The organism is Maribacter sp. 4G9 (assembly GCF_002742265.1).
GTDB lineage: Bacteria > Bacteroidota > Bacteroidia > Flavobacteriales > Flavobacteriaceae > Maribacter.
Genome location: NZ_MDGL01000065.1, coordinates 45,454 through 67,723 on the forward strand (window position 1 = coordinate 45,454; position 22,270 = coordinate 67,723).

A 22,270-nucleotide genomic window follows, 5' to 3' on the forward strand; every position below is an offset into this window, starting at 1 on the left:
TTAGGAATACCCTAAATTCTTTGTCCTTTTACAATAGCATATCAATAATTTAAAGCTGAAAAACCTAGGAATACAACAGGTTCGTTTAGAAATCCTAAACTTTGAAATGTAGGAAACAAGCCCATTAAACGACCAAAGGAAAGCCGAGATAAATGCTGTAACTAGTGGGATTACATTTTGGCGGCGAACATCTTGGATATTTTTGACCGAAGCTTGCGTTCGTAGTCCTCCTCCAACCACTCTTTGTAATTCTTGGTATTGTTCATAATGCAATAGGAATATTGCCGCACCCGATACCGGATTTCCTCCTTCAATTTTTTGGCAAGGATACGGGCATCAAAAACGTCCTCCGCATTTTCAACACAGATCTTGGCATGCTGCTCAATACTTTTTTCCAGCACCAATTTGGATTTTTCGCCATTGGCAAAACTCTTCTTGTATTCTTCCTTAATGTCGAATTCGATATTTTCGGATTTTGAAAATTCGTCCCTCAGTTCCTGCGGCATTTCATAAACGAACTCCCGCTCGATTTCCTCATCGTTTTTGATATTCTCGAGAAAGAAATCCGGGAAATGGAAAATTTCCTGCCAATCTATCTTGGCGTCCCACATACCAAAACGGGCAATATTGTTACCCATATCTATAACATTGAACTCTTCTTTATGCGGCAAATATCTGGAGCCCCTACCGATCATTTGAAAATAAAGGGTCAACGAGCGGGTTGCCCTGTTCAATATGATGGTCTCAACGGATGGCTCATCAAAACCCGTAGTAAGAATACTCACGGAGGTTAGTATGGCATCTGGGGTTTCCCGGAACCATTTAAGGATTTCCCTCCGCTCCGAAGCATTGTTCTTATTGTCCAAATGCATGATGTTGTAACCGGCCTTTTTAAAGAGGTCGTACACATATCTGGACGTGTTGATGCCATTGTTGAAAATCAGTGTTTTGGTCCCTTTTGCAATCTCTTGGTAGGCATTCATCAGTTTGCCCAGCATACTATGGTTGCCATAAAGCTCGTCCGAGGACTTTACAGTATAATCCCCATTGATACCCAACTTTAAGCTTTGGAGGCTCACGTCATAATTGAACATATTGGCCTTTGCCAAAAACTTCTTACCGATCAGGGATTCTATGGACTCCCCAATGATCAACTTTTTGTAGTTGTCTTTCATGGGAAGTTTAATATTGGAGCTCAAAGGGGTGGCGGTGACACCAAGAATTACGGATTTATCAAAGTATTTGAATAGTTTTCTAAAGGAATTGTAATGGGCCTCGTCAATAATGACCAGCCCTATATTATTGATTTCTACCTTATCCTCCTGTAGCCGGTTGTTCAAGGTCTCCACCATCGCCACAAAACACTTGAAATCGTCTTGGTCCCTTAACTCCTTTACATCGCAATTGATGATTTTATTGTGTACACCAAAACCGCTCAGCATTTTCGAAGTTTGGTGGCTAAGTTCTATGCGATGCGTAAGCACAACGACCTTTTTCCCTGTTTTTTCTATGTACCTTCTAGCTATTTCTGAAAAAATGACGGTCTTGCCTCCACCGGTTGGCAACTGGTACAAGAGATTGGAATTGTCAGGATTATCCTCAAGATATTCGAATATTTTCTTAAGGTCTTCCTCCTGATAACCGTACAATGTTTTTTCAGTTGTGTCTTTTGCGGATTTCAAAAAGGCAAGAAAATTTTAGTTAGGTTAAAATTTCGAAACCTTAAAATTAGAGGATTTTTATCGGTAATTAAAATATAAATTCCGCACGGGCCTTTATTCCATAAAGAATTTATGAACGATACATGTTAATAGCCTTTCTTTCTATTTACAGTGTTTATGAGTTCCTTTCCTTTTCTAAGTCGCTCATAATTTTCCAGAATTTGGGGCACTACGGAATCGGTATCGGATACGCTTGCATAATGCGGGGTCATGAATATTTTAGGGTGCGTCCAAAAGGGATGATCCTTGGGCAGTGGTTCTTGGTGGTAAACATCCAGACAAGCACCGGAAATATGTTCCTTGTCCAAAGCTTCCAGCAAATCGCGGTCTACTACATGTCCGCCCCTGGCCACATTGATTACATAGGCATTCTTTGGTAATTTTGAAAACACATCATTGTTGAGGATTCCTTCCGTTTCTGGGGTCAAGGGCAACAGACAGACCAATATTTCCGTGATTGAAAGAAAGGCTTCCAGTTCACTTTGCCCCGCGAACGTTTCCACATTTTCCAAATTCTTTTTGCTTCTGGACCATCCCTGAACGGTAAACCCGAATTTTACCAAATCATTTGCCGTCAATGCACCCAATTCCCCAAGGCCCATGATTCCTACCCTTACATCCTTAATCCTTCTATAAATCCTGGGGTTCCATTCGCTCGCTACCTGTTGCAGTTTATAGGTATTGAAATTTTTTAGCTCCGCAAGGATTACGGCAAGTACATGTTCAGACATGTCGCTGGCCAAATACGGGTCAACTACCCTGGTAATGGGAACAGTGGATGGGGCCATCGCATCCTCGAAAATATAATCCACCCCGGCCCCGGCTGAGGCAATGCATTTTAAATTGCGGTATGGGGCCAAACTTCCTTGGGGATGTTTCCAAATTAGGGCCATGGATATTTTTTCCTTGGGATGGTCTTCCAAATAACTATACACTTCGATCGATGGATTCCGTTCCTTTAGGGCCTTTTTCCAAGCCTCAATTTTTGCGTCCTGTCTAATGATTACTATCGCCATAATGTTTTGATTTAGTCCAATATATCCAAGGCCTTTGAAAATTCTTCCCCATAGAGCCAATTCTTGGCCTGTGTATGATTATAAATCGTAATGATTCGCTCCTTAAATTCCTCCAAAATACCATGTTGGGAAATAAAAGTAGTCATCTCCGAAAAGGAATTCAGCATACTTTTATAAAAGGCGTCCGGAACGTTGCGCTCCATTGAAAACGATTGCGCAATTTCCAGGTTAAAGCACATTAGATCCGCTACCATGGCACTGTCCACGCCCAGTTTTATAAAATGTTTGATATACTTTTGGGCGACCGACCGCCTAGCCTTGGGACGTTTTCTTTTGACAGGAAAATACTCGTTGGAAATTTTGGTCCTGGCCTCCTGTATCAACTTGTCCTCCTTGGGGTTAAAGGCAAAATCGTAGTAGGTCTTTACCGAAGGAAACTTGTCATACAGTTCCATGATCTGCCCCTCAAGCTCCTTTTTCTTTAATCCGGACAAATACGTTTTCAACGCCCTTTTGCTCATAATAGGTCAATTACATCAAAAATAAGCTTTGTTGGAACAACGACCTAAATCCTTGATAATTTACGGTATAGCTAACAAATTTTGGAAAACATTATAGGTTTCCCTTTGGAAAAGACGTAATAAAAATGTATAATGAGAACTTGGACAAAAATTAAATAATAAATACACACATATATGAGGCAACTAAAGATTATCAAGCAAGTAACCAATCGCGAATCAAAATCATTGGACAAATACTTGCAGGATATCAGTAAGATTGATTTAATAACAGCCAACGAGGAGGTAGAACTTGCCCAAAGAATACGTGAAGGCGATCAGGTGGCACTTGAGAAATTGACGACCGCAAACCTACGTTTTGTGGTATCCGTAGCAAAACAATACCAGAACCAAGGTTTAAAATTGCCCGATTTGATCAACGAAGGAAACTTAGGCTTGGTTAAAGCCGCCAAGCGATTTGACGAAACCCGTGGGTTCAAATTTATTTCCTATGCCGTTTGGTGGATCAGACAATCAATTTTACAGGCCTTGGCGGAACAGTCCAGGGTGGTTAGGTTGCCTTTGAACAAAATAGGTTCCATCAATAAGATAAAAAAGACCTTTTCCTATTTGGAACAGACGCATGAGCGCCCACCTTCTGCAGAGGAAATCGCCAAGGAATTAGAGATGACCGTAACGGAGGTCAAACAATCCTTAAAGAATTCCGGAAGACATGTATCCATGGATGCCCCGTTACGTGAAGGTGAGGATTCCAACCTGTATGACGTGCTAAGATCCGGGGAGTCCCCAAGACCGGACAACCATTTATTACAACAATCCTTAAATACGGAAATCAATAGGGCCTTGGAAACCCTTTCCCCCAGGGAGGCTGACGTTGTCAAACTCTATTACGGTATTGGCGACCAACAATCCATGACACTTGCCGAGATTGGTCATACGTTTGATTTGACCAGGGAACGCGTACGACAAATCAGGGAAAAAGCAATCAGAAAATTACGCCATAATTCAAGAAGCAAACTTTTAAAGACCTATCTGGGGTAAATCTCCAAAATAGTCTCATGCCCCATGGGCCATGGGAAAAGTACCCGTCATATGCCTATGCAATATAGTTATGACCCTGCAGTAGTGCATTATAGTTTACCCTTGGTTTATGACAATAAAAAAACGCCCTTAAAAAATAAAGGCGCTTTTTTTATAGTACACAATATACACTAAGAATATGTTAGCTTGTTGATGTTAGAGTCTACAAGAATATTGTTTAAACTTTCAATAAAATTATGATAGGACGCATTGTCGTTGCCTTGATTTGCCATACTGTTTTATTTTAAGGTTAAGGGGTTTTCAATTACATATAATCCAATTCCGCTAATTCATTAAGGCTAAGAATTTCATTTAGTTCCTGAAGAAAAACCAAGTATTCTTCACCGTAGGTATCGTAAAGCATGTTTGGGGTTTTTTAGGTTTATAATTTCGATTTGGTTACTCTTTAAGTATGGTCTAAAAGTAGCTGCTACTCCCTTTTTTGACAATTAATTGTGGTAAACCCGTCCATTTATGTTGTAAAAAATACTGTTGCTATAGGTCTGTTGTTTTTATGTTGTCGCAAACCCCCATTCTACTTGGGCTGGAACACATTCCGTTCGTCGATTATTTATAATGGTTCAACGGAATTTCACCTGATATGCGATCCCTGCGGTAACCGATACAAAGAAATTTCCAGAGCTAAAGGCCAATTCTTGTCGGTTTACTCCCAGATTGGCCTTGTATTGATTATTCCCCTTTTTGTTAGTAAACTGATATTCCAATCGTAGCCTTTGCGATTCCAGGTACAGCAACGTTTCCGCCAATAACTGTCCGTTGACGATGAATTGGTTCAATTCCGTATCAAAGCCATATACCAGGTTTACGCCCCAATAATTGTTTCCATCCTTCAGGTATTTACGAACCAACAAATTTCCGGAAATACCAAGGCCTTTTCTGGCATCGGGCACCATATAAGGTCTAAGGACGGCATAATAATTCCCCCGATACAGTCCAAACGTTCCCGTAAGGATGGTGGCCGCATCATTTTCGAAAACCAAATGCCGGAAACCTAAAGAAGCTTCCATGGCCTTAGGCAACTCTTTTACCAACTCCCCTCCCATTCTGTGTTTCGGAAAAATAGGGTCCCCGGAATATCCATAGTTCAAGTAGCCGCTCAAGGATTTTGAAAATCTAGGATAGGCATCCACTTCTGCCTGTACTCCATTGATGTTAAACCTACGGTTATAATTAAGCCTAGGTATAAGAACCCCCCATTTCGTCTTTTTTTGATATTCCAAGGCACCGTAGTACATTGGGTCCAATTCCCTGTCAAAGACCTCGGCCTCTGTATAGAAGGTGAAGGCTTGGGTACTTTCATCTTCCAGTTTTGTGTCCTTTAGCCTATTCTGTAAAAGTTGTTGGTCCCCTATTTGTTGCTCGATCTCCTGCTTGAGTACCGCCAGTTCTTGGTTTTCTGGCAAATACATTAAGGCTTTGTTTGCCAGGCCCAAGGCGATAAGGTAGTTTTTGGCATACTGCTCGTTCTTAATGGAACCGATCCAAGCCTCTGAATTTTTTCGTTCCTTACTCGTAACCCTGTTGAATTCCAATCTAGCAGCATCGTATTCTTCGTCCCAACTGTAGGTTTTTGCCAGTAAGTTCCGAACATCAGCATAATCCGGATATTTGGCAAGGATCCTTTTTAGGGTATCCCTAGCCGATGCCCTATTGCCTGCAAAGGCCAAATCCCTGGCCGTAAAGAAGGACGCATCCGGATCGCCGGAATAGCTGGTTTCCTGCCCTATGGAATGAAGGGAAATCAACACTAGAAATATTAGAAGTAGCTTTTGTATCATTTTCTTTTAGAACCTATTTCTACGGTTTTTTGCTGCATGGACTGGCCTCCTTCCTCCTCTTCCTTATTAACGATCAGCGCAATGGACCTTTTGAATTTTTCGTCCAAAATTTTATCCTGTACCCCGTTTTTCCGCGATAATCGTTGAATTTCATATGTGCCGCCATTTTGCCCGGACCAGAAATAAGCATCCATTAGGGCACAATAGCCATCCCCGTATTTGGGATACTTTTTAATTACCCGGTTCAGTATTTCTATAGCCTTATCATAGTTACCCTTCCATGCATGTATTCTACCAACAAGAATTTCAGTATCTGCGTGCCTGGGAATTTCGCTCAGAATATATTCACATAACAATAAGGCCCTACCATAATCCTTTTGGAACGCCAAGCGCTTTGCGTTTGAATAGGCATTGTCAAAATCCTTTCCGTTAAAGACACTTTCTATCCAAATCATTTCTTCCTTTGAAAATTTGGGTTTTCTATCCTCGATCAGCGACAAGGATCGTGGTATGATCCTGTTCTTTGTGGTAACATAACGATTGATGGATTTAAAGTTTTCAAACTTTTGTTCGATGGCTTCCACATCGGTCTTATTCCCATCCTCCAATTCCTTTAGGTTCAAATCTTGGTCCAATTGATACATTTCTCCATCTGAATAGAAAAAATCGTCCACGATAAAATCATGCATTTTGTAGGCACTCCTCAATAAGGGTATCTGTCTATCGCCCTTCTTGATGAACTGTTTTACCAAATCGCCTCCTAGGAAACCCAATTGACCCGGAACCTTAACGGGTCGATTTGCCGAAAGCAAAGCGAGCAGGCTGGGCGCTATATCCGCATGGGAAGCCACTTTTTCAATCTCGCCAGGCGATTTCAATAAGGGACTGAAAATCAACAAAGGAACCCGATATTTGGCCAAGGGGTTGTCCTGTGAAATTTCAGAGAGCTGGTGGCTTCCAGTTAATATATAGATGGTATTGGAAAAATGTGGAGACGAACGCTCCATTTCCATGAATTCAGCCAAAGCTTCATCGGCATAGACAAAACTGGAAAATAATGCTTCATTACGTCTTACAAATCTTTGGGCCGAACCATCCAAATTGGATTTTTCCGCAATTTGGGCCACCCTATCCCTGTATTTGTCAAAATTAGGTATGTGGAAGGGGGCTTTGGTGCTCAAGGTCATAAATACATCGAGCTTTGGTCCATGGAACTCCTTTGCATTTTTATGGAAATTGGAAAACAACGCACCATCTGGGTATCCTAGCGTAATACCTGCCGCGTCCTCCTCCTGTAGGCTGAATTCATTTCCGAAGTTGTTTCGGTCAAAAATCAGGTCCACTTTTTCCTCTTCCAAAAACCGATCCATATTGAACAATGCCGTATTTCCCCCATAACTAAAACTTGTTGCATAGCCATTGTCCTTTAAAACACTGTACAAGGTGTTTCTGTAGGTGAAATCTGGAAGTGTCGTAAATCCGGATTCCCCAAAGGGCAAAGAACCAATGACCGTTGGAAAGGAGGCATGACTTTCACCTGTATTGCTCAAAAAATTCTTCCAGCTCAACGACCGTAGTTTCAATTCCTGTAAATGGGGCATAAAATTCGTGAAGCGTCCGTTTACAAAATCATTTCCCAAACCGTCTACCAGGATAATCTTAATATGCGGTAGGGAATCCATGGTACGAAAATAGGCGGAGAGCCCTGTTTCCTTTTGAAATGGCCTTAACAACGGATATTCCTCCGCACCTTCGTAACTGTTCCATTGCAGGAGGCGCTCGGTAAGGTGTTCTGCCAAATACTGGGTCTTGTTTTCGTTGACTGGCTTTTTATCTGAATATAAGGTGGCAAGGAAAATACTGAAAAACACTATTGTAAGCGGATACATTCTACTGATAACCGTGTACAGGGACGCAATGTATTTGTAACAAATAAAGCAGACGGCCCCTGTAATGAGGGATGCCATGGAAGCCTGCAATAGGGAAAAGCGTATTTCCTTAGTGCTAAACAATCCAAAAATATCCGAACCCAAAGGTTCAAAATTCTGAATGTAATAGGTAATGAGAACGGCCTCCAGTACCAACAAAAAGGGTATGGTGATTTTAACTGTGCTAAGACCAAGGCCCGGTTTTTTGTTCTCCAGGAGATTGAAAATAAAAGCCAAAAAAAGTGAAATGACCGAAGCAAACCCCAAATGGTGCAATAGGTATAGGAAGAAACTACTATTGAAAATACTGTCCAATACACCCATAGAGTATAGCATCGTGTTTTGGTAGATGGAAAGAACGGCCAAACCAACAAAGAAGGTCAGTACCACAGGAATAAAATCCCGCAGTTTACGCTCTTTACTTTCGATATGTTCATCCCTGTATTCCAACATGGTCAACTAGCTTTTGCAAATCCTTTTCGGACCTGGGATCCCCAACCCGACTTGATCTTGAACAATTTTTTATAATTACCCCGTACCGCGGACCATACCACCAATGGATGAAAGGTTACAGGTTCTATGATGGCACAAAACATCAAAATGAGGATATCCTTTGTTTTCTTATACTCATTATAGGAATACACGTCCCAAAGTATGGCGTAAAAGGAAAACATAATTGAAAAAACGTAAACGGCCGCAGTAATTGCCAAGAAGAAATCCCAATTCAAAATGCCCAACCAATAAAAAAGTATAATGGTAAAAAAGCCGAAAAACTCCAGTAGCGGGGCCATCCATTCGTAAAAGAACCAATAGGGGTAACTGAGCATACCCAACCTACCAAACTTAGGATTGAAGAACATGTCCTTATGTTTGAAAAGTGTCTCGAGGTTTCCCCTTGCCCACCGGTCTCTCTGATTGACTAGGATTTTTGGGTCCTCAGGCACTTCAGTCCAACATAAGGGGTCTGGGATATATTCCACCGTGTAAGGCAATTTACGCTCATGCATATAGCGACGCATCTTAAATACGATTTCCATATCCTCGCCAACGGTATTGGTATCATACCCACCAACTTCCAAGGCAATTTCACGGTCAAAAAAACCAAAGGCCCCGGAGATGATCAACAAACTGTCTATACGTCCCCATGCCATTCTTCCTAAAATGAAGGAGCGCGTGTATTCCAACAATTGAAAACGGGCAAGCCAATTGGTGGGCAAGCGAATTTCCTCCAATTGCCCCCCTTGGATGATACAGGAATTTGCCACCCTTATGACACCCCCAACGGCAATTACCTGTTTTTCCGACCGTTGGTAGAAAGACTTCACGACATGCAACAACGCATCCGGTAATAATAGACAGTCCACATCGATGCAGCCCACATATTGATTGGTGGAAAGGGCCATCCCCGTGTTCAAGGCATCGGATTTTCCGCCGTTCTCCTTATCAATGACCGTTAACTTTGAAAAGGCCTTATGGGGGGATTTATAGATACCCCTAATAGGCTTGTTCTTCCAATCCGGGTCTATTTCCTGATCTATTTTATAGAGATCATAAGCGTCGATCATTTTTTGCAAGGTATCGTCCTTACTTCCATCGTTGACCACCATTACTTCGTAGTTCACATACCGCAAGGACATGAGCGAGCGTATATTTTCCACAATGGTAAGTCCTTCATTGTAGGCGGGCGCTATAATGGTGATGCTCGGGGCTAAGGGGGAAGCCATCAGCTTGGACATGTCCCCAAAACTATTTTTGTTCCTATAGTGAATGGAGTTTCTGGTGGACAAATATCCCATGATGGAAAACATGGAGAACAGGACCACCGTAAACACGAAGAAAACGATGTTGATATACTCCATCAATATGTCCAGAAACCCGTTAGCCATTCCTTTTGTTATAAAATTTGGTGGACATAGAGCAAAGATGATCGAAGAGGGTATTCCGATCCCCGGTATTTGAAGGCCCCTTGTATTTTCTTTCCTTCGTTTTTTCTATCGTTTCCGTTGGTTCAAAGTTCAATTTGAAGAAATCTGGGTCGTCCTTTTTTATGATTTCCTCAATGGAAATGGAAGCATGATCATCTTGAATCCCGAATGCCAAAGCATCTTCCTCCAAGCGATTCTGCAATGCATGGAGAACCTTCAGCGCGGTCTCCCTTATAAGTTTGTTTTCATCAGAAACCAGGGTATGGAGCAAAGGCAGCTCCTTGGCATCCCCCAATTGTGCTATTTCGTTCAATAAAAATAACCTTGTCTCTAAATCCCCTTTGTATATCAATTCCTCAAAAACACTGTATTCCTTTTCGGATTCTGAAGTATTTGACACCTCCTGCTTTTTGTAAACGGAAACAAAATGGTCCAAAATACTTCCAATTCTCTCTAGAACAGTGGGGGAGCTTTCGGTTTCCATTAAGGATTTCAGGAATGGGATTTCCCTTTCATCGCCCAGTTCCTCAATATTTTCGAGAAGTGCCATTGTTTCCAATTCCTCATGGAATTTTGGTTTGGGGATTATTGCGTCAAGGGATACCCTATTTTCGTTGACTTCCTGCTCCTCAAATTCCACCTTATGGTCCCATGTTTGCTCTTGGAACAGTAGTTCGAAATCCACGGGCCAGTCTATATAATCCAATACTGAATCCTTTTGCCCTTCTACGTGCTCCGAGCTTTTTTCTTCCGATAGGCTCAAATCCGAAAAATCGAGCAAATCCACTGGAGACGCTTCGGAGGTCTTAGCATCTTCTGGAGCAAATACCTCTTCATATTCAACATGCAGGGATAGGATGTCTACAGGCTTCTGCTCTTGAAAGGCTACGACCTGCTCATATTCCACATGCAGCGATGCGATATCCCGGGTCCTTTCTTCCTCCATGGCAAACACCTCTTCAAATACCACGGGTATCGTTGCAATATTCCTTATTGGTTCCCTTTGGGGCTCTACGACGAATGGCAAAAAACTGTAATCAAAGTCCACGGGAATTCTTTCAGGTTTCAATTCCTCAAAGACTACCTTTATATCCACTAAGGATTTCCCATTGGCTTTGGTGGAGACTGACAACGTTTCCGTTTCCGTGTCGATAATCAAGGGTAAAAATGCAATTTCTTCGTCGGTCAGTTCCAAAGCATTGTTGGTATCCAAAATATCAACTCCATCCAGTTCAATCGCTTCCACCCTAAGCTCCAAAGTTTGCTTCTCCAACGGATTTGCATCGGACTTGTGAGATACACCCGATGCTGTATCGGTCAATTCCTGATTGGGCTCCAAAGCGTTCATATTGGATTCTGGGGTATCCTTTTCTTTATGGGATACCTCTGGTACATCGGTTTCAACAACCTCTAGCGTGTTTTGCTCCAATGTTTTTTCAGCTTCCAATATATCGGCTCCGCTTTCAATGTCCTTGGTTGGAAGAATAGCTTCCGGTTTTATGGTGTTTATGGCCCTAACGGCCTTGTTCTTCACCATGAAACTATAGTTTTGGTCTTCTATATTTTCCAAAAATGGAAGGTCGGCCTCACTTCCAATTTCCGCTATGGTATCCAGAATATGCATCCGTATATCCGTACTATTTTTATCAAAAACCGATTTCAACACGGGCAGAGCCTCTGTAAGATTGAATTCCTTGATGCAGTGAATGGCCTCTCGCTTGATATAATTACTTTTATGATTCACCAAAGTAATCAATGAGCTGTTGGCGTCATTTTGGTGGTAATGTTTTATAAGCCTTAGGGCCAAAAGCACTACATGGTTGTTTTTTGAGGTCAACCAAAGCCTAAATGGCGGCGCAATATAATCCTCCTTGTTTCTAACCACATCCAGAAGCTTCAATTGTTGCCATTCTGATATTTTGTATTTGGTATGGTCCAAAAAGAAAGTGATACCCTCCCTTTTAAGGCTTACTACCGCTATTTCGGCTTGTTTTCTTACCGTAGGACGCCTGTCGTTGATAAAACTGGTAATGGGCTTGTAGGCCTCTTCCACGTGCATTTGGGTCAACTCGAATATTCCCTTGGATACGATTTCCCAACGCCAACTTTTTAAGTTTTTAAAGGCATCTTCATGTAATCCCAAATCCTGATAAATATGGAATAATTCCTTTCGCGTAGATCCAGAAACATCTTTTCGTAAATCCATCAGGATTTCGGTAAGTACCTTGCGGTCAAAGGGATGTTTGATCAGTTCCCTTACTTCAATTTTTAGCCCTATATAGTTTATCTTCTCGATCTTGTCCCCATTTTCGTCATAGAACAAAAACTCACTGACTATAGGTGAAAGTTCCTTTTTCTTCTCCCTGATTTTTTGGGCCTCCCTCGTAATCTTGTTCCTAAAGTAGAACACGGAAATTAGGTATACCACCGCCAGCCCCATAAAAAAAGAGGATAAACCCCATAGCAAATCCGTCGGGATTTTGGGGCTTGTGATCAAGGTCGTTATTTTATATGTCTGGGGGACTATGACTATATTATTAAGTTTTTTTCAGTTCACGTGCCAGACGGACCATAAGCTCCGTCGGACTAAAGGGCTTCGAGATAAAATCGTTAGCACCCAGTTCAAAGGCACTTAATACATTTTCTTCATTTCCTGCTGAGGAAATAATGATTATTGGCGTATCCAGGGAAAGATCTTTTCGTACATAATTGATCAATTCGATTCCGGAGAAATAGGGCATCATGATATCGCTCACGATGATATCGGGTCTATTGGTTTTTAAATATTCCTTTACCTCCTTGCCATTGGAGGAATGGTGTACGCAATACCCACCTTTTTTTAGTCTAAACCCTAAAAGGGATGCCAATAAATCATCGTCATCCGCCAATAATACATTCATCATCAGTCTTCCTTTTGCGTTTTTAGTATGGAAAGGGATGTATCGATCTCTTTTTCATACTCCGGATACCGTATGAGGAAATCCTCGAAGAGGGCACGAACCTTTATCTCGTTGCCTTCCTCACTATTTGTCTGCATATCCATCATAATGTTCACCAGATTTTCCAGTTGCAGCATTTTGATACCTGCCTTTAATTTATGGGCCGCAAAGCCTATTTCCTTGAGGTTGTTCTGTTTGAGATTGATTTTTACCGTACCAATAAACTCGTATACATTTTGTTTGAACAAGCGTATGAGTTCTTCCAGAACGCTGATTTCGCCACAACAATCTTCCAAAACTCCTAGTAGGTCGACTGCGGCAGAAGCCTTTCCCGTAATTATGCTCTTACGCAACAGGTCCTTGCTATTTTTTGAAAGATCGGTTTGGTTTTTGGCCTTTAAGAGCTTTTTCAGCAATTCGTCCAAGGTATAGGGTTTCAATAAAAAGTCATCGATACCGGAAGCAATGCATTTCTCTTCATCCGTAGCGGTATAATCCGCACTTACGGCAATGATGGGCACTTGTTCTATATACGCATCGCCCCTAATGATTTCGGATATTTGAAAACCGTTAAGGCCGGGCATCTTCAGGTCCATCAAAATCAAGTCTATTTGCTGGGTCCTCAATATCCCTAAACCGTTGTCCACATTGGAGGTTACATAAACCTTGCAACCCCATTTATCCAATTGCTCCTTAATCAAATGTTGGTTCATTGTATTGTCCTCAAACACCAATATTTTGGTGCCGCCCAACATTTCCTTTCCTTTTGAGCGATCAATGGTGTTTAAGGATTGCTTTGGTATATGCTTGGAACTTCCTTTTTTATATGGGATGGTAAACCTAAAAGTAGCACCTTCGCCAAATTGGCTTTCTGCGGATATTTCACCTCCCTGTCTTTCCACCAATTCCTTTACGATACAGAGTCCAAGGCCCGTGCCCCCATATTTTGGGTAAATGTCACTACTCGCCTGTTTAAAGCAATCAAAAACATGCTCTAACTGCTCCGCTGACATACCAATACCTGAATCAGCTACAACAAACCGAAGCCTACAATCGTCATTGCCTAGGTCCAATAGGGAAACTTCCAGCTTAATGAAGCCCTTCTCCACGAATTTTATGGCATTGCCCAATACATTCAAAAGTATTTGCGACAGTTTGGAGGGGTCGCCCATTAAGGTTCCCGGTATTTTTTCATCTATTTTTAGCCGTAGGTCTATGTTACGGTCCATCAACAACGTCTGGCAAAGGAAAATGACATCATTGATTAATCCGCGGAAGTTAAAATTGACGGATACAAAATCCTCCATCCCTGAGGTAAGTTTGGAGTATTCCAAAACCTCATTGATGATTTCCATTAAATTCTGGGAGGCCATATGAATGGCGTCCACTTTTTTGGATTGGCTTTCGTTCAGGTTATCCTCGCGCAAAAGATTGGTAAAGCCAATGATTCCATTCAATGGCGTTCGTATTTCGTGGCTGATATGCGCTATGAACTTCGTTTCCTTGACTCGACTATCCACCGCTATTATTTCATCCTTGGGGTTCTTGGCCATCCCAACCACTGATACGTGGCTATTGGGATTTTGAATTTTTTGCTCCAAAAGATCTGAAAATGCTCTAAAGGAACTTTTAAGCGAAGCTGCCTCCGAGACATTTAACGATTCAAATGAAAAGCTGGATAAGCTTGATTCCAAATGTTTTAACTGATTCAGTAAATTTTCTGTTTGTATACCGTCCATGTATGGATTGTAGTTTTGGGGTGCATTATGTTACAGGAAATAAAATTGGCCCTTTCACGCCCCTTGCACAATTAAATGTTCCCTAGGCTTCCTTTTTTGTTGTGAATGACCTTTATTTGTAGGTATAAAATCTTACAAAATGAAGCGATATATTTATATTTTGGGCGTTTTGGCCGTGTTCGCCTGCAAAGAGGAAAAACCTCAGGACACGGAATCCTTGGAGGAAAAAGCATTGAGGATCCATGAAAAGGTAATTACCTTGGACACGCATGACGATATCAATGTGGCGAACTTTACGGATAGCATCAACTATACCCAACGACTTAACACACAGATAAATCTGCCCAAAATGGAGGAAGGCGCCCTGGATGTTGCTTGGTTGATCGTGTACACAGGCCAGGATACATTAACCCCGGAAGGGTACGCAAAGGGCAAGGAAAATGCCATGGCCAAATTTGAAGCTATCCATAGGCTGTGCGAAGAAATTGCACCGGATAAAATTAACTTGGCATTGACCTCGGAAGATGTACGGCGTATCTATGCCGAAGGAAAAAAAGTGGCCATGATCGGGGTTGAGAACGCCTATCCCGTGGGCGAGGATCTAACTGAATTTGAACGCTACCATGAACTTGGGGCCAGATACGTTTCACTGGCCCACAACGGGCATAGTCAATTTAGTGATTCCAATACGGGAGAACAGGATTCCGTATGGTTACATAACGGTTTAAGTGAATTAGGTAAAAAGGCTGTTAATGAGATGAATAGGTTAGGTATTATGGTAGACGTTTCACATCCATCAAAGGAAGCCATGAAGCAGATGATTGCCTTATCCAAGGCACCGATAATCGCATCCCATTCCTCGGCAAGGGCACTTTGTGATCACAGTCGAAATCTGGATGATGAACAGTTGATGCTGATGAAGGAAAATGGCGGGGTGGTGCAAACCGTTGCGTTCAGTTCCTATCTGAATACCCAAAAGCATGAGGCCCGGGCCGCTTATATGAAAGAAGTGTATGAGCAGATTGCCGACTCACTGGATATTGAATGGTACGAACGCTCCCAATTCAGAAGCCTTACGGACGAACAAAGAGCGACTTTCATGGAGAATTACCCCAAGGTTACCCAAATGGGACAAGAACTGGTCAAAAGTCGGAAGGATGCCCCTGAAGCTGTAAATGTTGCCGACTTTGTGGACCATATCGATTACATGGTGAAATTGATAGGTATAGACCACGTGGGTATTAGCTCCGATTTTGACGGTGGCGGGGGAATCGATGGGTGGTCAGATGCTTCGGAAACCTTCAATGTTACCTTGGAACTTGTAAAACGTGGATACACCGAAGAAGAAATCGCCAAACTATGGAGCGGTAATCTACTTCGGGTATTGGACGAAGTACAGGCTGTCGCCAAAACCATGTCCTAGTCTTTTAGGAAGTCTCCGAAGCTGCCAATCGGTCTTTCACGAATTCAATCTTTGTTTTGCCATGAGGGGCGGGTTTTCCATCATCCCCAAGGTTTACCATGATGATATTGTCCACTGTAACAATGGTCTCGTGGTTCATTTTATTCCGAACTTCACAGTTCAAGGTTAGCGAGGTTTTTCCAAACTTTACGACCTGTACGCCAATCTCAACGATGTCGCCCTGTTTGGCAGCGCTCATGAAATTGATTTCAGACATATATTTGGTGACTATCTTACTGTTTTCTAGTTGTATAATACTATATAGGGCGGCTTCTTCATCGATCCAAGCCAATACTTTTCCACCAAATAACGTTCCGTTGGAATTCAGGTCTTCCGGCTTTACCAATTTTCTAGTATGGAATCTCATATCGTATTGTTTTATAGTACAAAATTAGTACGAAAAAACAAGGCGATTATGAGCCTTTACCATATTTAACAGATGGAATTATGAAGATGAAAAATGTAGTGGCGGGCAAGTTGATTATCGTCAATAAACGAGGGGAGAATTTAGGATAATCGCTATTTTAAAAGCCCTTCCGCCTACTTTTTTAACACTTAATTAGGGTGGATTTTGAACTTTTAAAATCTTTATGGGCACACTTAAAACTATTTGGGTATATAAATACAGTAAAACCATTAACGCGCAAAAAACAAGTATTGTTTATAACCCCGTTAAAAACTAATAGTGGGGCCCAAAAAGACGCGGATTATAATGGCTACCTTTATAAAAACCGCACAAGATGAACGACAGGTCCCAAAAGTTGCTTCAAATTCGTCCCGAAATTCCTTCCGCAAAAATTCTTCCCGACATGAGCGACGAAGAACGCTTTCAAAATGAAACCTTGCGGCCCATAATCAAGCTTCAAAACGATTTATTGCTGGCCTCTTTTCAGAATTACATTGTCAAGGGAAAAAACTCCTTCTACAATTTGGATTTGGAGAATCGGTTAAACTTTATTTTGAATGCCATTCAGAAGGATGTTAAATTCAGGAATTCGCTAAAGGGCATGATCATAGGTCAATTTACCTGGGAAGAATACGAGGGGTATATCAAAAATTCATCGGCCCTGAACAAAAGAATGATGAACATGGTTATCAAAAGACTTCAAGACCAGATCCAATATTTTGAGGACAAGGTACTAGTCTAACAAGGATTCCCCATTTAAATCGGTCGTCAGGATGTTGCTCATCAAATCAAAAAAAGGACGGATGGCCATAAAGGATTCGTTGATGGCATCCAGAAAATTGGGTGACAGTACCTCCTGATCCGTAAACTTTCTCATGAATATGTACTGTTTCCTTCTGATAAGGTCTATGTTAGGGTCTTCCTTATCAAAACCCTTTGGCGCTGTTTTAAGCTCCTCGCCTTCCAGACTTCCCCATATTTTTTGAAAATCGTGATTTTCCATTATACTCCTGAATTCAATGGCATCTACCTCCAACTCTTTTCGTATCCTATGCAAATCCTCCTTTTCAGGATTCCAGAACCCTGTGGCTATAAAGCTGCCTTCAGGTTGGATATGCACATAATAACCGCCCCTTCTTTCGGCGCCCATTCTGGTATAGGAGGCTGAGAAATTGAACTTATACGGTGTTTTGTCCTTTGAAAACCGGATATCCCTATAAATCCTGAACATCTTCATCCGCTCTATTTTGTCGTGCGTGTTCAGTTTTTCCATAACCTCCTGAAAAAACTTCTTGACCCCTCCCTGTTGCTCCTTGAACCGCTTTTTGTTATCCTCGAACCAATCCCTATTGTTGTTCTTCCTCAGCTGGTTCAAAAAATCGAGGGTATTTTTAGTAATTACGGTTTGTGACATACGACTACAGTATTGTGATTTTAAGCTAAAGTTAACCATTTGCAGGGAAGACCTTTTGAATTAATGGTTAATTTTGATAGATAAACCAAGCTGATGAGCCACCCATCCATCGTTGAGAAGATAAACCTTCATAAGAAGCAACCCAATTTACGTTTTCGTCTGAAAAAGGATACCGAAACCTTTACGGACCTGCTGTTCTACACCTTGTTCGACATAGAAACCCCTGTTTCGGAAAATTTGGACAAACTTGAGGCGCAATTCGATAATCTGGTCGATTTGGCCTGTTGGGAATGTCAAAAACCGTGTAAAAAAATTTGGGGCAATTACGTACAAAAGCTTCCGGCCATTCTGGAGAAATTGAATCTTGATGCGGAAGCCACCGTAAATTGCGATCCAGCTTCCCTATCCATTGAGGAAGTCTATATGGCCTACCCTGGATTTTATGCCATTGCCATCTACAGGCTAGCCCATGAGCTCTATACCATTGGTTTTCCCTTGGTACCCCGATTAATGACGGAATATGCACATCGCCAAACCGGTGTGGATATCAATCCCGGGGCCCAAATTGGGGATTCCTTCCATATAGACCATGGTACGGGCGTCGTTATTGGTGAAACGGCCATTATCAAGAACCACGTAAAAATCTATCAGGGGGTGACCTTGGGCGGATTGTACGTTGCCAAACACTTGCAGCAGACCAAAAGACATCCCACTATTGAGGACAATGTAACCATTTATGCCAATGCCACCATTTTAGGGGGAAATACCGTTATAGGGGCCAATAGCATTATTGGCGGGAATGCCTGGTTAACGGCTTCTGTACCTCCCAATAGCACAGTGTACCATTCACCTGAAATAAAAATAAAAACCCAGACCGATGTCTAATTCCATTATTGACCTTATAGGAAATACCCCGTTGCTGGAATCCCGGGTATTGAACACCAATCCCAACGTAAAACTGTACTTTAAAATGGAAGGCCATAATCCAGGTGGAAGTGTAAAGGATAGGGCGGCTTACAATATGATCAAAAGCGGACTGGATAGCGGTGCCCTAAAGCCTACGGATAAACTTATTGAAGCCACCAGTGGAAACACGGGCATTGCCCTGGCCATGATTGCTGGGGTGTACGGGTTGGATATTGAACTGGTCATGCCCGAAAATTCCACTAAGGAACGCGTACAGACCATGCGCGCATATGGTGCCAAAGTCACTCTCACCCCTTCCGACGTGGGTATTGAGGGTGCCCGTGATTATGCCGAAAACAAAGTAAAGGAAGAAGGATTCGTAATGATCAACCAATTTGCCAACGATGACAATTGGAAGGCGCATTATAACACCACCGGACCCGAAATTTGGAAGGACACACAAGGGAAAGTCACACACTTTGTTTCCGCCATGGGTACGACGGGTACGATTATGGGCACTTCGACCTTCCTTAAAGAAAGGAACAAGGATGTTCAGATTGTAGGGGTCCAACCTACGGACAATTCAAAAATTCCAGGGATACGCAAATGGCCCAAGGAATATTTGCCAAAAATATTCGATGCCTCCAAAGTGGATAGCGTGATGGAAGTCAGTGAGGAAGAGGCTATGGCAATGGCAAAGCGATTGGCTAAGGAGGAAGGTATTTTTTCCGGAATGAGTTCAGGGGGAGCAGCTACGGTTGCCTTACGATTGGCGTCGCAATTGAGTAGCGGCGTAATAGTTTCCATTGTGTGCGACCGTGGGGATCGCTATCTTTCATCCAACTTGTTCGATTGAGCACACAAGATGCTAAAGCCAATTCTTTCTTTTGAAGTAGACCATCATACCTATAAACAGTAGTATCATAACGACCCAGACCACAAAATATCCGTATCTGTATTGTAATTCCGGCATGTGTTCAAAATTCATACCATAGACGCCCACAATAAAGGTAAGGGGTATGAAGATGGATGCCATTATGGTCAAGACCTTCATCACCTCGTTCATTTTATTGCTCATATTGCTCATATACATCTCCATAAGGCTCATGCTCATTTCACGATAAATCTGCAGGGTCTCGTTTATTTCCAAGGAATGGTCCAAAGCATCCCGAAGGAATAATTTGGTGTCGTGTTTGATCAAGGGGCTATCCGAATCGATGAGCCTGCTCACCAATTCCTTCACGGGGAAAATCCAGCGTCGGATTTTCAACACCTCCTTCTTTAGCTGTTGTATCTGATGGGCCACTTCCGGTTTGGGATCGGCATAGACTTCGTCCTCCAGTATTTCAATACGATGATTGATATGTTCGAGGACCAGAAAATAGTTGTCGATGATGGCATCCAACAGGGCAAAGAACAAATAGTCCGCTCCCCTACTCCGTATGCGTCCAGATTTTGCATTGATCCTATTACGCACCCCATTGAAAACATCGTCCTTCACCTCCTGAAAGACCAAAACGGAATTTTCCATGAGCACCATGGCCATGTGTTCCGGTACGATTTCCTCGTTTTCATTTAAATAGAGCATTTTAAATACCCCAAAAATATAGCCTTCGTATTCATCGATTTTAGGGCGTTGGTCCGTATCCACCGTATCCTCCAAAACAAGATTGTTCAAGGCAAAACCCTGTCCCAATTCCTCTATAAAACCCACATCTGTAATTCCTATGACATTGATCCACGAGGTTCTTGGATCCTTTTGATATTTAACGATGTCTTCAAAGTGTTTATGCTCCTCGGTTTCCACCGTATTGGCATCGTAGGTCGTTATAAAAACAAGGCTTTCCGACTTCTCCTTAGTTCCAAGATAACTGACCGTTCCTGGAGCGGCACCCACCTTTTCCCGAACCCTGGATACTTTTTTCTTTCTTTTGGGCAATCCTAATTTTCTTTTCACCATACACTAAATTTGTTTAAAGATAGCCAATACTCCGAAGCCGATTCAATCGAATTTTACCCCGTTCAACAGGAGTCCGGATCCTGGCGCCACGGAGTTCAGTTTTATCTTTCCATCGGGATGGAGGGAATCCAAAATGTCCTGTTTTTCCAATTCGCCCTTACCCAATGCTATCAAGGCACCCATGATCATTCGGATCTGGTAGCGCATAAAACCCTGTCCCCTTACCACCAATTTAAAACTCTCCTTGGGAAAAAAGGACGCATTTATTAGATCGTTTTCCAGAATTTCACAGTAATCAACGGTCCTTACAACGTGTGTGTTGGGTTTCAACCGAGCGGTGTAGGAAGAAAAGTCGTGGGTTCCCCTAAAACAGGGAGCGACTTCCTTCATCAATCCTATATCCAAGCGTTCGATGACATTGTACAGAAACGGGGCACAAAAAGGATGGTTCTTCTCCCCAATGGAAAACAGGTACACATACTCCTTGGATTTGCTGTTTTTGATGATATTGAAATCCTTGGTTACAGCTTCTATGGACATCGCCCGAATATCCGGCGGAAGGTTTCTGTTAAAAACAACCAGAAAGGTGTTTAACTCCGGCAATGGCGTATTGTCCACGAAAAGTTCAAAAACTCCATCCAACGCGGAAACCTTGGCGTCTGTGCGCCCGGAGCCCAGAATTTTAAACTTGGTTTCGGGCAGGACATGCTTGAACGTTTTGGACAACATGCCCTCCACGGTCTTATGGCCGGGCTGTTTTTGCCAACCGCTGTATCTAAATCCCAAGTATTGGATACGAATCAGGTAATAATAACGTGTTCTTTGCATACTAGCGTATCGATCTAAAATAAGATTATTCCTCCATTCAGTGTAACTTTTTTGTAATTTAATCACAACTAATCAAAACCAATAATTATGACAACGGAAACTAAAGTTAAACCACCCGTGTGGTTTTGGATCGTAAGCGTTTTGGCCCTATTATGGAATTTGGCCGGAGCGATGGCCTATATTGGACAGGCCTATATGTCCGATGAAGTACTTGCCACTATGAGCGAAGCGGAGCGAAATCTCTTTGAAAACCAACCCGCTTGGGTCACTGGGGCCTTTGCCATTGCCGTTTGGGGCGGTACCTTGGGCTGTATTTTCCTCCTTCTTCGTAAAAAATGGGCCAAACCCGTATTTATTGTATCCTTGCTCGGGCTTATAGGACAATTGAGCTACAACTATTTTTTAAGCGGGGCATTTGATACATTTGAAATTGTGGATATGGTAATGTCCGTTATGATTCTGGTCATATCCATAGCGCTGATTGTGTTCTCCAACAAGGCCATTAGGAAAAATTGGCTGACCTAAAGCCTTGAAAATAAGCATATAGGTAAAACTAGCTTTATTTCAAAAGAAGAAACTACCGTTCATCGAATTTTTAGAATAAAAGAAAGTTGTACCCGTTTTAAAAG

Annotated in this window: 19 protein-coding genes; 6 read left to right on the forward strand and 13 right to left on the reverse strand. The window is 42.2% G+C overall.

Annotation, left to right across the window (positions count from 1 at the left end; translation table 11 throughout):
* Positions 1-170: 170 nt before the first annotated feature.
* From BFP75_RS09185 to BFP75_RS09195, 3 genes are all read right to left on the reverse strand, one after another.
* Positions 171-1,682, reverse strand: a complete 1,512-nt coding sequence (locus BFP75_RS09185; protein ID WP_099544940.1) for a DEAD/DEAH box helicase — start codon at positions 1,680-1,682, stop codon at positions 171-173.
* A 125-nt stretch (positions 1,683-1,807) separates the two neighbouring features.
* On the reverse strand, positions 1,808-2,737 hold the full coding sequence (locus tag BFP75_RS09190) for a 2-hydroxyacid dehydrogenase (protein ID WP_099544942.1): 930 nt from the start codon (positions 2,735-2,737) through the stop codon (positions 1,808-1,810).
* 11 nt (positions 2,738-2,748) lie between these two features.
* Positions 2,749-3,258: a DUF6155 family protein gene (locus BFP75_RS09195; RefSeq protein WP_099544944.1), complete on the reverse strand. Its 510-nt coding sequence runs from the start codon at positions 3,256-3,258 to the stop codon at positions 2,749-2,751.
* 174 nt (positions 3,259-3,432) lie between these two features.
* Here BFP75_RS09195 and BFP75_RS09200 point away from each other — a divergent pair, with 174 nt between their 5' ends.
* On the forward strand, positions 3,433-4,296 hold the full coding sequence (locus BFP75_RS09200) for an RNA polymerase sigma factor RpoD/SigA (protein ID WP_099544945.1): 864 nt from the start codon (positions 3,433-3,435) through the stop codon (positions 4,294-4,296).
* Positions 4,297-4,916: 620 nt separating this feature from the next.
* Here BFP75_RS09200 and BFP75_RS09205 read toward each other — a convergent pair.
* The 6 genes from BFP75_RS09205 to BFP75_RS09230 form a co-directional block, all read right to left on the reverse strand.
* Complete coding sequence (locus BFP75_RS09205; protein ID WP_099544947.1) at positions 4,917-6,134, reverse strand: YaiO family outer membrane beta-barrel protein; 1,218 nt, start codon at positions 6,132-6,134, stop codon at positions 4,917-4,919.
* Positions 6,131-8,515: a sulfatase-like hydrolase/transferase gene (locus tag BFP75_RS09210; protein WP_099544949.1), complete on the reverse strand. Its 2,385-nt coding sequence runs from the start codon at positions 8,513-8,515 to the stop codon at positions 6,131-6,133. Before BFP75_RS09210 ends, BFP75_RS09205 begins: the two co-directional genes overlap by 4 nt.
* A gap of 2 nt (positions 8,516-8,517) precedes the next feature.
* Positions 8,518-9,948: a glycosyltransferase family 2 protein gene (locus BFP75_RS09215; protein ID WP_099544951.1), complete on the reverse strand. Its 1,431-nt coding sequence runs from the start codon at positions 9,946-9,948 to the stop codon at positions 8,518-8,520.
* Entirely contained in the window at positions 9,941-12,427 is a 2,487-nt protein-coding gene (locus BFP75_RS09220) for a HEAT repeat domain-containing protein (RefSeq protein ID WP_099544952.1), read from the reverse strand. Before BFP75_RS09220 ends, BFP75_RS09215 begins: the two co-directional genes overlap by 8 nt.
* A 97-nt stretch (positions 12,428-12,524) precedes the next feature.
* Positions 12,525-12,890: a PleD family two-component system response regulator gene (locus tag BFP75_RS09225; protein WP_099544954.1), complete on the reverse strand. Its 366-nt coding sequence runs from the start codon at positions 12,888-12,890 to the stop codon at positions 12,525-12,527.
* The gene (locus tag BFP75_RS09230) at positions 12,890-14,665 is read right to left on the reverse strand and encodes an ATP-binding protein (protein WP_099544956.1); all 1,776 of its coding nucleotides are present in this window, start codon (positions 14,663-14,665) and stop codon (positions 12,890-12,892) included. The genes BFP75_RS09225 and BFP75_RS09230 overlap by 1 nt, the downstream gene beginning before the upstream one ends.
* 139 nt (positions 14,666-14,804) lie before the next feature.
* Here BFP75_RS09230 and BFP75_RS09235 point away from each other — a divergent pair, with 139 nt between their 5' ends.
* Entirely contained in the window at positions 14,805-16,088 is a 1,284-nt protein-coding gene (locus BFP75_RS09235; protein ID WP_099544958.1) for a dipeptidase, read from the forward strand.
* A 4-nt stretch (positions 16,089-16,092) separates the two neighbouring features.
* Here the strand turns inward: BFP75_RS09235 and BFP75_RS09240 are convergent, their stop codons facing one another.
* The gene (locus BFP75_RS09240; RefSeq protein ID WP_099544960.1) at positions 16,093-16,494 is read right to left on the reverse strand and encodes an acyl-CoA thioesterase; all 402 of its coding nucleotides are present in this window, start codon (positions 16,492-16,494) and stop codon (positions 16,093-16,095) included.
* A gap of 373 nt (positions 16,495-16,867) precedes the next feature.
* On the opposite strand from BFP75_RS09240, the gene BFP75_RS09250 reads away from it, so the two are divergent.
* The gene (locus BFP75_RS09250) at positions 16,868-17,275 is read left to right on the forward strand and encodes a glyoxalase (RefSeq protein ID WP_099544963.1); all 408 of its coding nucleotides are present in this window, start codon (positions 16,868-16,870) and stop codon (positions 17,273-17,275) included.
* Here the strand turns inward: BFP75_RS09250 and BFP75_RS09255 are convergent.
* Entirely contained in the window at positions 17,267-17,947 is a 681-nt protein-coding gene (locus tag BFP75_RS09255) for a DUF2461 domain-containing protein (RefSeq protein ID WP_099544965.1), read from the reverse strand. The two genes, BFP75_RS09250 and BFP75_RS09255, sit on opposite strands and share 9 nt — an antisense overlap.
* 93 nt (positions 17,948-18,040) lie before the next feature.
* Here BFP75_RS09255 and epsC point away from each other — a divergent pair, with 93 nt between their 5' ends.
* Positions 18,041-18,832, forward strand: coding sequence for a serine O-acetyltransferase EpsC (gene epsC / locus BFP75_RS09260; RefSeq protein WP_099544967.1), 792 nt, complete (start codon positions 18,041-18,043; stop codon positions 18,830-18,832).
* Positions 18,825-19,709: a cysteine synthase CysM gene (gene cysM / locus BFP75_RS09265; RefSeq protein ID WP_099544969.1), complete on the forward strand. Its 885-nt coding sequence runs from the start codon at positions 18,825-18,827 to the stop codon at positions 19,707-19,709. The genes epsC and cysM overlap by 8 nt, the downstream gene beginning before the upstream one ends.
* Positions 19,710-19,721: 12 nt before the next feature.
* Here the strand turns inward: cysM and corA are convergent, their stop codons facing one another.
* Both corA and BFP75_RS09275 read right to left on the reverse strand, forming a co-directional pair.
* Positions 19,722-20,813 carry a magnesium/cobalt transporter CorA gene (gene corA, locus BFP75_RS09270; RefSeq protein WP_099544971.1) on the reverse strand — a complete coding sequence of 364 codons (1,092 nt, stop codon included), beginning with the start codon at positions 20,811-20,813 and terminating at the stop codon, positions 19,722-19,724.
* A gap of 42 nt (positions 20,814-20,855) precedes the next feature.
* The gene (locus BFP75_RS09275) at positions 20,856-21,641 is read right to left on the reverse strand and encodes a tRNA pseudouridine synthase A (RefSeq protein WP_099544973.1); all 786 of its coding nucleotides are present in this window, start codon (positions 21,639-21,641) and stop codon (positions 20,856-20,858) included.
* An 87-nt stretch (positions 21,642-21,728) separates the two neighbouring features.
* Here BFP75_RS09275 and BFP75_RS09280 point away from each other — a divergent pair, with 87 nt between their 5' ends.
* On the forward strand, positions 21,729-22,166 hold the full coding sequence (locus BFP75_RS09280; protein ID WP_099544975.1) for a hypothetical protein: 438 nt from the start codon (positions 21,729-21,731) through the stop codon (positions 22,164-22,166).
* Positions 22,167-22,270: the final 104 nt, after the last annotated feature.

What these genes read in the sequence shown, in the direction of transcription:
- corA (WP_099544971.1), bottom strand. Translation starts at nt 20,813, where the DNA reads ATGGTGAAAAGAAAATTAGGATTGCCCAAAAGAAAGAAAAAAGTATCC.
- BFP75_RS09250 (WP_099544963.1), top strand. Translation starts at nt 16,868, where the DNA reads ATGAACGACAGGTCCCAAAAGTTGCTTCAAATTCGTCCCGAAATTCCT.
- BFP75_RS09275 (WP_099544973.1), bottom strand. Translation starts at nt 21,641, where the DNA reads ATGCAAAGAACACGTTATTATTACCTGATTCGTATCCAATACTTGGGA.
- BFP75_RS09225 (WP_099544954.1), bottom strand. Translation starts at nt 12,890, where the DNA reads ATGATGAATGTATTATTGGCGGATGACGATGATTTATTGGCATCCCTT.
- BFP75_RS09200 (WP_099544945.1), top strand. Translation starts at nt 3,433, where the DNA reads ATGAGGCAACTAAAGATTATCAAGCAAGTAACCAATCGCGAATCAAAA.
- BFP75_RS09205 (WP_099544947.1), bottom strand. Translation starts at nt 6,134, where the DNA reads ATGATACAAAAGCTACTTCTAATATTTCTAGTGTTGATTTCCCTTCAT.
- cysM (WP_099544969.1), top strand. Translation starts at nt 18,825, where the DNA reads ATGTCTAATTCCATTATTGACCTTATAGGAAATACCCCGTTGCTGGAA.
- BFP75_RS09230 (WP_099544956.1), bottom strand. Translation starts at nt 14,665, where the DNA reads ATGGACGGTATACAAACAGAAAATTTACTGAATCAGTTAAAACATTTG.
- BFP75_RS09190 (WP_099544942.1), bottom strand. Translation starts at nt 2,737, where the DNA reads ATGGCGATAGTAATCATTAGACAGGACGCAAAAATTGAGGCTTGGAAA.
- epsC (WP_099544967.1), top strand. Translation starts at nt 18,041, where the DNA reads ATGAGCCACCCATCCATCGTTGAGAAGATAAACCTTCATAAGAAGCAA.
- BFP75_RS09215 (WP_099544951.1), bottom strand. Translation starts at nt 9,948, where the DNA reads ATGGCTAACGGGTTTCTGGACATATTGATGGAGTATATCAACATCGTT.
- BFP75_RS09255 (WP_099544965.1), bottom strand. Translation starts at nt 17,947, where the DNA reads ATGTCACAAACCGTAATTACTAAAAATACCCTCGATTTTTTGAACCAG.
- BFP75_RS09220 (WP_099544952.1), bottom strand. Translation starts at nt 12,427, where the DNA reads ATGGGGCTGGCGGTGGTATACCTAATTTCCGTGTTCTACTTTAGGAAC.
- BFP75_RS09280 (WP_099544975.1), top strand. Translation starts at nt 21,729, where the DNA reads ATGACAACGGAAACTAAAGTTAAACCACCCGTGTGGTTTTGGATCGTA.
- BFP75_RS09240 (WP_099544960.1), bottom strand. Translation starts at nt 16,494, where the DNA reads ATGAGATTCCATACTAGAAAATTGGTAAAGCCGGAAGACCTGAATTCC.
- BFP75_RS09235 (WP_099544958.1), top strand. Translation starts at nt 14,805, where the DNA reads ATGAAGCGATATATTTATATTTTGGGCGTTTTGGCCGTGTTCGCCTGC.
- BFP75_RS09210 (WP_099544949.1), bottom strand. Translation starts at nt 8,515, where the DNA reads ATGTTGGAATACAGGGATGAACATATCGAAAGTAAAGAGCGTAAACTG.
- BFP75_RS09195 (WP_099544944.1), bottom strand. Translation starts at nt 3,258, where the DNA reads ATGAGCAAAAGGGCGTTGAAAACGTATTTGTCCGGATTAAAGAAAAAG.